This is a genomic window from Bacillus sp. FJAT-18017 (assembly GCF_001278805.1).
Taxonomy (GTDB): domain Bacteria; phylum Bacillota; class Bacilli; order Bacillales; family Cytobacillaceae; genus Bacillus_D.
Genome location: NZ_CP012602.1, coordinates 4,617,501 through 4,630,159, shown reverse-complemented (window position 1 = coordinate 4,630,159; position 12,659 = coordinate 4,617,501). Strand labels below are relative to the sequence as shown.

General features: G+C 43.2%; 12 protein-coding genes (1 of these 12 only partly in view). 11 read left to right on the top strand and 1 reads right to left on the bottom strand.

Annotated elements, in window-relative coordinates:
- Nucleotides 1-82: 82 nt before the first annotated feature.
- From AM500_RS21770 to perR, 10 genes are all read left to right on the top strand, one after another.
- Nucleotides 83-325, top strand: coding sequence for a hypothetical protein (locus AM500_RS21770; RefSeq protein ID WP_053601094.1), 243 nt, complete (start codon nucleotides 83-85; stop codon nucleotides 323-325).
- A 144-nt stretch (nucleotides 326-469) separates the two neighbouring features.
- Nucleotides 470-1,483 (top strand): ABC transporter ATP-binding protein, encoded by a 1,014-nt coding sequence (locus AM500_RS21765; protein WP_053601093.1) that lies wholly within the window; start codon nucleotides 470-472, stop codon nucleotides 1,481-1,483.
- An 11-nt stretch (nucleotides 1,484-1,494) separates the two neighbouring features.
- On the top strand, nucleotides 1,495-2,286 hold the full coding sequence (locus tag AM500_RS21760) for an ABC transporter permease (RefSeq protein ID WP_053601092.1): 792 nt from the start codon (nucleotides 1,495-1,497) through the stop codon (nucleotides 2,284-2,286).
- A 2-nt stretch (nucleotides 2,287-2,288) separates the two neighbouring features.
- A complete protein-coding gene (locus AM500_RS21755) occupies nucleotides 2,289-3,074 on the top strand; it encodes an ABC transporter permease (RefSeq protein ID WP_053601091.1) in 786 nt (261 codons plus the stop codon).
- A 67-nt stretch (nucleotides 3,075-3,141) separates the two neighbouring features.
- A complete protein-coding gene (locus AM500_RS21750; protein WP_231688066.1) occupies nucleotides 3,142-3,540 on the top strand; it encodes a potassium channel family protein in 399 nt (132 codons plus the stop codon).
- A gap of 275 nt (nucleotides 3,541-3,815) precedes the next feature.
- A complete protein-coding gene (gene bcp, locus AM500_RS21745; RefSeq protein WP_053601090.1) occupies nucleotides 3,816-4,286 on the top strand; it encodes a thioredoxin-dependent thiol peroxidase in 471 nt (156 codons plus the stop codon).
- Between the two features lie 251 nt (nucleotides 4,287-4,537).
- On the top strand, nucleotides 4,538-9,352 hold the full coding sequence (locus AM500_RS21740; protein WP_082347336.1) for a bifunctional 2',3'-cyclic-nucleotide 2'-phosphodiesterase/3'-nucleotidase: 4,815 nt from the start codon (nucleotides 4,538-4,540) through the stop codon (nucleotides 9,350-9,352).
- A gap of 503 nt (nucleotides 9,353-9,855) precedes the next feature.
- Nucleotides 9,856-10,806 (top strand): D-2-hydroxyacid dehydrogenase, encoded by a 951-nt coding sequence (locus AM500_RS21735; RefSeq protein WP_053601089.1) that lies wholly within the window; start codon nucleotides 9,856-9,858, stop codon nucleotides 10,804-10,806.
- Nucleotides 10,807-10,808: 2 nt separating this feature from the next.
- Nucleotides 10,809-11,360: a cob(I)yrinic acid a,c-diamide adenosyltransferase gene (locus AM500_RS21730; protein ID WP_053601088.1), complete on the top strand. Its 552-nt coding sequence runs from the start codon at nucleotides 10,809-10,811 to the stop codon at nucleotides 11,358-11,360.
- A 116-nt stretch (nucleotides 11,361-11,476) separates the two neighbouring features.
- Entirely contained in the window at nucleotides 11,477-11,917 is a 441-nt protein-coding gene (gene perR, locus AM500_RS21725) for a peroxide-responsive transcriptional repressor PerR (protein WP_053601087.1), read from the top strand.
- Between the two features lie 65 nt (nucleotides 11,918-11,982).
- Here perR and AM500_RS21720 read toward each other — a convergent pair whose 3' ends face one another.
- Entirely contained in the window at nucleotides 11,983-12,333 is a 351-nt protein-coding gene (locus tag AM500_RS21720; RefSeq protein WP_043930951.1) for a YgzB family protein, read from the bottom strand.
- 145 nt (nucleotides 12,334-12,478) lie between these two features.
- On the opposite strand from AM500_RS21720, the gene AM500_RS21715 reads away from it, so the two are divergent.
- Nucleotides 12,479-12,659: the start of a nucleotidyltransferase-like protein gene (locus tag AM500_RS21715; RefSeq protein WP_053601086.1), read on the top strand. Its footprint extends 680 nt past the window's final position; 181 of the gene's 861 nt are visible here — the first part of the coding sequence; its start codon is at nucleotides 12,479-12,481; its stop codon lies off the right edge, out of view.

Here is a 12,659-nt window from a genome sequence, read left to right as displayed (position 1 = left end):
TTATTCTAGCACTGTTTTTAATATGGAAAAAGCGCAGAAGAATTTTCGGTGGAGCATGGCCGACGCTAGAGGACGGTAAAGCATGGCCTACGCCGCCCAGTTCGGTAACGCTGGTAAGCGCATCACACCATTATTCGTCCACAACCAGGTCTGGGCAGCGTTTGTTACAATTATGGATTTAACACACCTGCTATGCGCCTCGTTTGTCTTCATCATATTGGGATTTGTTCTAATAAATCCAAACGTTATCTTAATTGATAAGCATACTGTCTCGGTGAATAATGCCACCGGGGTTTGTATTCAGACAACCCATTTAGTGGATTAATCATGGGTATCAACAAGAGATTAATCTACAAAACTAAACTGCCTGGCAATCTAACCCAGCCATTCCCAAAGACATAAAAGTTGTTTTAGAAAAAGGAAATGGATAAACTGACTTGGTTAGAGTGTATGTTCAGGAGGATTGCAAATGGACAAGGAAAATGCAATTGTAGTGGAAGGTCTCCGCAAAGATTTCAAGGCGTATTCGAGCAGGGCCGGCCTTGCTGGTGCCTTCAGGGACCTCTTTACCCGCAATTATAAAATAGTTCCGGCCGTCAATGACATCAGCTTCACTGTAAAACGCGGCGAAATGGTTGGATATATAGGTGAAAACGGTGCGGGAAAATCAACAACAATTAAAATGCTGACGGGTATCCTTACCCCCACGTCAGGAAAAATCATCGTAAATGGAATGAATCCACATAAAGAACGGGAAAAATTCACCCAGACAATCGGCGTTGTTTTTGGACAGCGCTCCCAGCTGTGGTGGGATATCGCAGTCCAGGAGTCGTTCAGGCTATTGAAAAAAGTCTACAAAGTATCAGATGCGGATTATAACTCCCACATGGAACACGTCATCCGGACCTTGGATATCGGACCGCTCCTGGATAAACCGGTCCGGAAATTATCGCTGGGTCAGCGGATGCGCTGTGAGCTTGCTGCCGCATTAATTCATAATCCGCCACTCCTGTTTCTTGATGAACCGACAATAGGGCTTGATGTTCTTGTGAAGCTGAAAATCCGGGAGTTCCTAAAGGAAATAAACGAAAAATATAACACGACAATTTTATTAACCACTCATGATCTTACCGATATCGAAGCTCTGTGTGAACGGGTCGTCATGCTGGATGAAGGAAAAATCATCTATGATGGCGCGCTTCAAAACCTGAAGGACAAATGGGGCGAAGGGAAGGTACTGCAATTCCAATTCCTCGAGCAAACGGATTTGGCAAGGCTCCAGCATCTAACCTCGGGACTCCCGGTTAAATGGGAAATGGACGAAAAAGGCCAAATATTCTCAGCCCAGACGGACGATGTGGATGAAGTCATCTCCCAGGTCATCGCCAGGGTGGTTTCCGTCTTAAAAGTAAAAGATGTAAAAATAAATGAAACATCGACTGAGGAAATCATTCGCAATATATACGAAAAAGGTTCAGCATAGGGGGGCTTAAGATGGATAAATACCTTGAAATGGTAAGGATCCGTTTTTTAATGATGCTTGCCTATAGGACAAATTACTACACAGGTATTCTAATTTACAGCATCAATATCGGTGCCTACTATTTTCTTTGGCAGGCAATATATAGCGGGAAAGATCAAATTCAGGGACTGTCAGTAGGGCAAATGACAACGTATGTCGCTATTGCCTGGATGGCAAGAGCGTTTTATTTTAATAACCTTGACCGGGAAATGGCGCAGGAAATCATGGAGGGGAAAGTTGCAATCGAGCTGATTCGTCCATACAGCTACCTCGGGATGAAAATGATGCAGGGATTCGGTGAAGGGGTTTTTCGCCTTTTCTTCTTCTCGGTTCCCGGGATGATTATTGTTATGCTTATTTTCCCCGTCACGCTTCCGCTTGATCCGGCAATTTGGGGGCTGTTTGCATTGTCGATAACCTTCAGTTTCTTGATCAACACACAAATCAATCTGCTGACAGGTATAACGACTTTCTTCTTATATAATAATGCCGGCCTGATTCGGGCAAAGCGGGTTGTCATCGATTTGTTTTCCGGACTGCTCCTGCCGATGAGCTTCTTTCCGGGCTGGGCTCAAGAAATCATGAAATACTTGCCATTCCAGGGAATAAGCTATATTCCGAGCATGATAGTGACTAAGGGCTTCACCGGCAGCCAGGTAGTTGAAGCACTGCTTCAGCAAGCAGTATGGGTCCTCATCCTGCTTGTACCAATTTATATTTTGTGGCAGCTGGCGAAAAAACAGCTTATCATCCAGGGGGGCTGACCATGTTTTACGGATCAATGTTTTTTCAGTATGCGGGACAATATATGAAAACCCGGCTTCAGTACAGGGCTGACCTGGTTGTAGAAATTCTTTCCGACCTGCTGTCCCAGGCTGTCAATTTCATTTTCATCCTTGTCGTCTTTGGCCACACATCACTCTTAAACGGCTGGACAAGGGATGAAATTATCTTTATATACGGATTCTTTCTTGTTCCATATGCAGTCTTTTCGGCTTTTTTTAATATATGGGATTTTAATGAACGCTACATCGTAAAAGGCGAGCTTGACCGGATCTTGACTCGGCCGATTCATAGCCTGTTCCAGATCATCCTTGAACGGCTTGAATTGGAAGCCCTCTTTGGAGCAGTGACAGGAATGGCCGTCATGTGGTATGCCGGACAGAACCTCGGCCTTGACCTTGTGTGGTATGATGCACTCATCTTTCTGCTATTCGTGGCTGGCGGGGCGCTCATTTATGGAGGTGTCTTCGTAATGCTTGCCTGTATCAGCTTCTGGGCCGACGCCAAGACCTCGATCATGCCAATGATGTACAATATCGGAAACTACGGGAGATACCCGGTAGATATTTATAATAAAGCAATCCGCTTCGTCCTCACCTGGATTTTGCCATTTGCTTTCGTTGGCGTTTATCCAGCCGCATACTTCCTGGGCAGGGAGGAATGGTTTGGCTACGCGTTCCTGACACCGCTCATGGGAATTATCTTTTTCGGAGGTTCTGTCCTGCTTTGGAACCAGGGCGTAAAGAAATACAGAGGTGCCGGAAATTAACAACTAATACAGTCCACCATACCCGCATATAGATAGAATGGACAAACATAAGCGGGTGGTGGGCGATTTGTTTTATTTTTTATTGGCTGGAACAAGCTTTTGCCTGTTCATGAGCCTCAAAACACTATTTACACCGAACCAGGTTAGAGGCAGGATTGTATCCTTTGAAAACTTCCTATTTCTGGGGATGATTTATTTTACAGTGCTCGTTGGTTTTGGAATGATTTACTTATTGCTCGGCCTCTATGCAGAACCCGTCCTCGCAGATCCACATGCTGCTTCAAAACAGTTCATTCATCAAGCAGAATCCTCCATTTACTTCAGTGCAATGACCCTATTCTCGGTTGGCCCCGGCGATGTTGTGCCACTCGGCGCAGGTAGGTGGATTGCCATCATTGAAGCACTGATCGGCTACACCATCCCGGCGGCCTTTGTCGCAAAAGCTGTCATGGATTGGGAAAAATAAATTCGAATTTAACCCGTTTCTTTTTTTGAGAACTGTCTAGCTCCAGCGCCTAGCGCCTAGTGTACTTCGGTCCCCTCGTTACGATAAGTCAACATCGATTCGCTTGCGCTCATCGTGTTTCCTTTATCTCCTTCGAGGCCCTCCAGTCCATACGGCGCTGAGCAAGGCGCTTGCGCTTTTCTGATTGGCCAACGCTTTACGGAGAGCATCTCAGTTGTGCTGCGCCAAAGAATTGGATAGGCTAAAATTAAGACATATACATAGGAGTGATTTACATGGCAATCCAACTAGGCTTACCGGCACCGGACTTCAGTCTACCGGCTAGGAATGGGGAGACAGTAGCACTGTCTGATTTTAGAGGGAAAAATGTAGTGCTTTATTTTTATCCAAAGGATATGACACCCGGATGTACGACTGAAGCGTGTGACTTTAGGGATCATCATAAAAGTTTTGAGGATGCCAATGCTGTTATTATCGGCATAAGTCCGGATCCTGTCGAACGCCATCAGAAATTTTCCGAAAAACACGGACTTCCCTTTTTGCTTCTGGCCGATACTGACCATACAGCTGCGGAAGCATACGAAGTCTGGAAACTAAAAAAGAACTTTGGCAAGGAATATATGGGAATTGAACGAAGCACGTTTGTTATCGATGAACAAGGTAAAATTGCCAAGGAATGGCGCGCTGTTAAAGTGAAGGGGCACGTTGAAGAGGCTTTGGAATTCCTAAGAGAAAAAAACAATTAAATACAAATGTTGCAACCCTCTTTTCCAATTGGAAAAGAGGGTATTTTTTTGAAAAAATTATCTTTTCCTAGAGAATATTGGCAGATATAATAGGAGAGTAATAGAGTCTGCAACCCTGCTTTTAATGTTAATTTGAAACCGTTTTCACACTTTAGTCAAGATAAAGCAGGATTGATTGGGGAGGATGGGAGCCGCATTTACATAAGACGGTTCTGAAGACAAAATTCAACAAAAGGAAAGGTGTCAACCGAATGAAAAAAAAGAATTTCGGTACAGTCAGCAGGCTTACTGCAGCTGCATTGCTTTTCAGCACCCTTGTTTCTCCAGTAATTCCTTATTCTAATGCAAAAGCGGCAGATTCTGTCCCGGCTCCGGTCAAACTCCGAATCATGGAAACAACCGATTTGCATGCAAATGTAATGGACTATGACTATTTTCAGGATAAAGCGACAATCGAATATGGCTTGAACAGGACAGCATCCTTAATAAAAGCTGCCCGTGCTGAAATAATGAATCCTGATACAAACCTTACCTATCAGGATAATACCCTCCTGTTTGATGGCGGGGACCTGCTTCAGGGAAATCCGCTAGCAAATTATGTTGCCAAAATCAAAAAGCTTGGTGAGGATGATGTTCATCCAGTCTTCCAGGCTATGAAACAATTAAACTATGACGGCGGCATTTTTGGGAACCACGAATTCAACTATGGACTTGATTTTATTGATAATGCGATTGAAGAGGCTCCATATACACTTGTTAACGCAAACATTTATGTCGATGATAAGGACAACGATCCAAGCAATGATAAACTTAAATATACACCCTATAAAATTATTGATAAAAAGGTAAAAGACCAGAACGGCAAGGAGCAGACAATAAAAGTAGGATATATTGGCTTCACTCCGCCGCAAATCATGCAGTGGGATAAAGATAATCTTACCGGCAAAGTTGTTACGAAGGATATGGTAAAGTCAGCAAAGAAGTTTATACCTGAGATGAAGGCTGAAGGCGCTGACTTAATCGTTGCGATAGCACATTCAGGTTGTGATATTGCTGAAGAAGGACGCGAATTGGCTGAAAATGCAGTTTACGACCTGACCAAGGTGGAAGGAATCGATGCGATGCTGTTCGGGCATGCGCACTTGAACTTCCCTGGCGATAAGTCGTTTGATGGCAAAACGGGAATCGACAATGTGAATGGACATATTCACGGTGTTCCAGCTGTTGAAGCCGGATTTTGGGGGAATAACCTTGGGGTTATGGACCTTGAACTCGAATATGTTAATGGTAAATGGGAAGTTACGAACTCAAAGGCTGCTAACAGGCCGATTTTTGAAACTAAAAAAATAGATGGCAAAGATGTTAAGGTAGCGACCGTCACACCGGATGCGGAAATTACCTCTGCGATCAAAGAAACACATGAAGGTACATTGGAGTACGTGCGCGGGGGAATCGGCGAAACGACAGCCTCCATGCATAGCTACTTCTCGCGGGTAGTCGATGACCCCACTGTCCAGCTGGTGAACTATGCGCAAATGGACTACGTCAAGAACTGGATTAAAACAAATAATCCATCCCTTGCTGATATTCCAGTTATTTCGGCAGCTGCTCCTTATAAAGGTGGCCGCGGAGGGACATCCGATTTTACAAAAATTGATAAGGGACCTCTTTCGATTAAGAGTGCCAATGACCTGTACCTTTTTAACAATACCTTAAAGGCGATTAAGCTTACCGGTAAAGAAGTGAAAGAATGGCTTGAAATGTCAGCTGCGCAATTTAAACAAATCAATCCGGCCTCAGCAACTGAACAGGATTTGCTCGATTACAATTTCCGCCCATATAACTTTGACCAGATTGACGGAATTAAATACGAAATCGATGTAACGAAACCAGTCAGATATAACTGGGAAACAGGTGCTTTAATAAATCCGGATTCGCACCGGATTATCAATTTCACAATGATGGACGGGACTCCAATCGAGGATGACCAGGAATTCATCATTGCGACAAACAACTACCGTGCAAGCGGCGGCGGCGGCTTCCCTGGAATGGGTGCAAAGGCCAATGTTGTTATCGATTCGCCATATGAAAACCGCCAAATTCTCACAGACTACATTAGTGCTAAAAAAGTAATTGACCCAAAAGTGGACAACAACTGGAAGATAGCTCCGGTTGGCGGGGTAGCAAAGCTTAAATTTAAATCCTCTCCATTGGCTGTACCATTTGCTGCGGAGACGCAAAACATCAAGGATTTAGGACCTGCCGGGGATGCTGGAGGATTCCAATATTTTGAGCTTGATCAAAACGTCTATGTCCAGTTCCTCGGTATTAACGATCTGCACGGCCAGTTGGATTACAATACAAAAGTATCGAACAGGGCTGTCGGTGGCATTGAATATCTTGCTGCTTACCTGAAGCAGAGGGAAGCAACAAACCCTAACACGTTATTAGTAGAAGCAGGCGATCTAATTGGTGCAAGCCGACCTGTGTCTGCACTTCTTCAAGACGAGCCTACTATCCGATTCATGAATGAACTTGGCTTTGATGTCGGTACACTTGGAAACCATGAGTTTGACGAAGGCATTGACGAATTAAAGCGGATTATCACCGGCGGAAGCCATCCGAAGACACAGCAATACGAAGCGAAGTACGGCAAATACACAGGTGCCGACTTCCCAATTGTTGCAGCGAATGTTGTTGAAAAAGCAACAGGAAATCTTCTGCTCGAGCCGTATACAATCAAGGAAGTCAATGGTGTGAAAATCGGCTTTATTGGTGTCGTTACGACTGAAACTCCAAGCATTGTCACTCCAAGCGGGACGGCAGGCTACGAGTTTACTGATGAAGTTGAAGCAATCAATAAATATACACAGCAACTAAAAGACAAGGGCATTAAGGCCATCATCGTATTGGCCCACAACCCGGGAACGTCTGCTGCGGATGGGTCTAACCCAACTGGGGAAGCTGTTGAAATAGCAAAAGCTGTCGATTCAGAAGTTGACGTTATTTATGGTGCACATGACCACAAGCATCTTAATGCAACCGTGAATGGTAAATTGCTTGTCCAGTCTTATTCCTACGGAACTGCATTTTCTGATGTAGACGTAACGATTGATCCAATTACACAGGATATCGTTGCGAAAAAAGCAGAAGTTGCTTCAACATTCCAGGATAGCATTACACCTGATGCAGCAATTAAAGCGAAACTGGACTCCTATAAAGCGGATATTGCTCCGATTACAGAGCAGGTAATTGGCCAGGCCGCAGCTCCAATCTCAAGAACGGCAAATACTGCCGGAGAATCTGCAATGGGTAATGTGATTGCGGACAGTATGCGTGCTGCAACCGGAACCGATTTTGCTTTCATGAACGTCGGCGGTGTACGTGATGAAATCAAGGATGCCGGCGATATAACATGGGGAGAATTGTTTGCAGTCCAGCCTTTCGGAAATGATATCGTTACCTTGAAAATCACCGGCGATCAGGTGAAAACTTTGCTTAACCAGCAATGGACAGACCGCGCCCGTATCATGCAAATTTCTGGTTTGAAGTATACGTGGACAAACAATCTGCCTAATGGCGAGAAGGTTTTGGACATTTATCTTCCTAACGGAGAGAAAATTGATCCTGCCACTAAGTATTCTGTTACAGTCAACAATTTCATGGCTGATGGCGGAGATGGCTTTACTGTACTGAAGGAAGGTACCGAAAGAACTACCCACATGTCGGATCTCCATGCATTGGTAGACTATGTGAAGGCTCAAAATGAACCTATTTCTGCAAGCATTGAGGGAAGAATTGTTCTTGATGACAAAGCCCCTGAGGCACCGCAGGTTGATGAAGTAACTGACCAATCCGCGAAAGTGACTGGGAAAACAGAAGCATCTGCTTTTGTAGAAGTTAAAATTGGGGAAACAGTACTTGCAACTGGAACCGCTGAAGAGAATGGAAGTTTCTCTATTGAAATTCCAGTTCAAAAAGCGGGAACAGTCCTGGCTGTGACGGCAACTGACAAGGCTAAATACAGAAGCTCCCCAGTTATGATAACTGTAAAAGATGCAACAGATCCGGGTGTTGTTGTTGTGAACCCGGTAACCAATAAAGACCTGACAATCACAGGTAAGGCAGAACCTGGTGCCCATGTAGTTATTACAGACGGCAAATCACTGAAGATAAAAGTAATTGCTGATACAAGCGGAAATTTCACAGCCATTTTGATGGCTCCATTAAAAGAAAAGACAACTCTGTATGTCTTTGCAATAGACGCAGCCAACAATGTTAGCAACTTTACAATTGTTACTGTAGGGGATATTATTCCGCCGGCAAAAGCGAAGGTAAATCCAGTAGCGGATAATTCCAAGCTTGTTACAGGGACAGCTGAACCAGGTACAACAGTTACCGTGAAAAAAGGCTCAACTGTACTAGGAAGTGCAGTTGCTGCAAAGGATGGCAAATTCACTGTCACAATGTCATCCCTCCAAAAGGCTGGAACAGTCCTGCAATTATTTGTAACTGATGGCGGAAAGAACAGCAGTGGTGCAACTACTGTAAAGGTTGTTGATAAAACAGCACCTATAACACCTACAGTTAATGGGGTTTCCAACCTTGATAAAAAAATTGCCGGTAAAACTGAGCCAAATGCAAAGGTAACAGTACGAGTTGGTTCTAAGGAAATCGGTAAAGCTGTAGCGAATAAATCCGGCAGCTTTACGGTAACATTGAAATCAGCCCAAAAGGCAGGTACAGTTCTTTATGTATATGCTTCTGACGCTTCCAAGAACGTCAGCGCCGCGGCGAAAGTGACTGTTGCTGACAAAATTGCTCCTTCTGCACCAACTGTATATAAAGTAACAACAGCTTCAAAAAAGGTAACAGGAAAAGCCGAAGCTGGGTCAACTGTGTTTGTGAAATCAGGGAGCAAATTACTTGGCAAAGGAACTGTTGCCAAAAACGGATCGTTCTCTGTATCGATTCCAAAACAAAAAGCACGTACCATCCTTAGTGTATATGTCCAGGACAAAGCTGGAAACAAGAGCCGTACTGTCAGTTTTTACGTAGTGAAATAAATGAACAGGCACTCTTAGGGGAGTTCATTCTCCTGGGAGTGCCTGTTTAATATGAAGCCTATTTTTATTGATAAAGGCTACTGTCTATGCAATTAAACAACGCTGGAATACATTATATTAGGGCATACCTCCTCAGATATCCTTTTAAAGGACCGGACTTCCGGTCCTCTTTTTATATTATCAGATGTTTATCTTTTCTTTGATAACTGTACAGCTCCACAAGGAAAAATACACGAAGAAAAACGATAACACAAGGAAAGCTCCCTCGAAAATACATCGTCCGGAATTACGCGATAGCGTAACGAGGATTTTCGAGGAGGTCATACGGAGCTGGGAACAAAGGAAAGGATCCTTGATGTAACTTCGCCTGGCTCGAGGCGGTTTTTGCCTGTCACGAAGGCGCTTGCTATTTTCTTAATGGTAGCTAGAATTTTTAAGAAACACGTCTGAGGTGGTATGATTTAAGAAAAGACAGATTATTTATTACTGTAGGGGTTGTTACTATGGAAATATTGTTTACGTTTATTCCACCCGAGAAACTAAGGGACCAACTGAAGGTAAATTTTCCAAAGATTAGCTTTCACTATGCAAAAGGGCCAGGTGCCGCAGGGAAGGAACTTATAGAAGCGGAGGTTATTGTTACATATGGAGAAGATTTAAACGAAGACTATATACATATGGCACAGAATCTGAAGTGGATTATGATTATGTCTGCTGGGATGGAAAGGATGCCTTTTGAGGCATGTGAAAAGAAGGGGATTATTGTTACAAATGCCAGGGGAATTCATAAAATCCCAATGGCTGAGTTTACTCTCGGAACCATGCTGCAACATATAAAAAAATTCCCGGAAATCCTTAGGAATGAACAGCTTGAGGATTGGAACCGCAAAGTTAAAGTGGGAGAATTGGCCGGCAAACATGTCCTTATTCTAGGGGTTGGGGCAATAGGGGGAGAAATTGCCCGTCTTTCAAAAGCGTTCCGAATGAAGGTCACTGGCATTAATCGTAGCGGCAGGCGACACGAGGATGCGGATGTCACAGACACTTTTTCAAATCTTGATCAATACATTTCAAGGGCTGATTTTATTGTTTCTGTTCTGCCAAGCACAGGTGAAACTAGATACTTGCTGAAGGAACGGCATTTCAGGATGATGAAGCCTTCAGCCGCTTTCATCAATATTGGCAGGGGTGATCTGGTTGAAGAGGGTACAATTCTTAAAGTTATGCAGGAAAATGTAATTGCTCATGCCTATCTTGATGTATTTGAGAAGGAGCCGTTGCCGAAAGGGCATCCATTTTGGCAAATGGAGAATATTACGGTGACACCGCACTTATCAAGTATTACACAGCACTATCTTCCACGATCTTTCGAGATTTTTGAACACAACCTCTCTGTATATTGTAATAAAGAGAATAATTACATCAATTTGATTGATTTAAAAAGGGGATATTAAATATGAAAATTTATACAAAGTCCGGCGACAAGGGAACTACATCACTAATATACGGAAGCAGGGTTAATAAAAATGATGCGAGAGTTGAAGCGTATGGAACTTGTGACGAAGCAAACTCTGCAATTGGACTGGCACTTTCTTATCTAAAGAACGAGTTTTTTCCTGGTAAGGAAACTGTGGATGAAGTCTATCACAAAATCCAGACACAGCTTTTTCATGTTGGAGCAGAATTGGCAACGCCTAAAGGTAAAGAGGTGAAGTGGAAGATAAGCGTGGAGGATTTAAATGAAATGGAGAAGCAAATTGATGAATGGGATTCAACTTTGCCGCAGCTAACTACCTTTATCCTTCCGGGCGGGCATCCAGCGGGAGCAGCTTTCCATGTTGCCAGAACAGTGGTTAGACGCGCCGAACGAATAGCCGTATCCCTCGGTGACTCTGTAAATCCTCTAGTTCTTTCATATTTAAACAGACTTTCTGACATGCTATTTGTAACGGCTCGATTTGTAAATCACAAGCTGGGAGCGGAAGAGAAAAATCTTCATCAGGAATGATTTGGAAATTATATTTAACCCAGTAAATAAGCAGGTATATTGACAAAATAGACTTAAAGGTCTTAAACTAATTATAACAATTACAATGTAATAATTTATTTATTGAAAAGAGGTGCATGGCGGTGCCTGAACAGTTAAAGGAAGCGTTGGAAATGTTGAAGGAAACCGGTGTGAGAATGACTCCTCAACGTCATGCGATATTAGAATTCTTAATCAACTCCATGTCGCACCCTACTGCAGACGATATCTATAAAGCATTGGAAGGGAAATTCCCTAATATGAGTGTTGCCACAGTCTACAATAACCTTCGTGTCTTTAAGGATGTTGGACTTGTCAAGGAGCTCACTTATGGGGATGCCTCAGCCCGATTTGATTTTAGGACAACCGACCACTATCATGTAATTTGTGAAAAGTGCAATAAAATAGTTGATTTTCATTATCCTGGCCTTGATGAAGTGGAACATCTGGCTTCGCATGTGACAGGATTCAAGGTTGGACATCATCGGATGGAAATTTACGGAGATTGTCCTGAATGTTCCGCTAAGGAAGCTCATTAATGGATTCAAAAAAAGCGCCCAATGGGAATCCCCATGGGCGCTTTCCTTTTTAGTTAGCAAAAAAATCAAGAACGTGTTTTCCTATTATAAGACTCATCAAATTCCTTGCCTTCTAGATCCCGGTCCAAAGTTAGCGGCTCGCGGCAATACATGCACATGTCAACCCTGCCGAGTATTTTTGTGTGCTTCCCGCAATTCGGGCAAACAACTTGTACAGTTTTTGTTGAAAGCATACCAATCCAAAAATAAACAACTGTGCTGGCAATGATACAAAAGAAGCCAAGAAGCATGAAAATCGTCATGACCAACGGATGGTTTCGAAAGAAGATACCGAAATACATAACAACGAAGCCAATAAAAATCAGGCTAAGAGCAAAAGTTCGGATTTTATTTATTTTACTTGAATACTTGCCCATTCATTACCCCTCCCGATTTTTAACTATAGCACACAAAGTCATGGAAAGGAACTTGGGGAAGTATGTGGTTTAACTGAAAAATGAAGAAGGAAAAAACAAAATTATTGTCGAAACTATAGCTATAATGATTTTGGAGGAACTTAAAATGGAAGATATATTACGCCCCGTGTATCAGGAGAGGGCAAGCCAAGCTAATACATTGGGAATTCTAGTGGTAGAGAAAAATCAAAGGTTCAGTCCTGCAACTGATTTTTTTGATGCGATTCTCCTCGTGATTACAAGTCAATCTGAAGAACCAATTATGATAAAGCATTATTCGTACCATG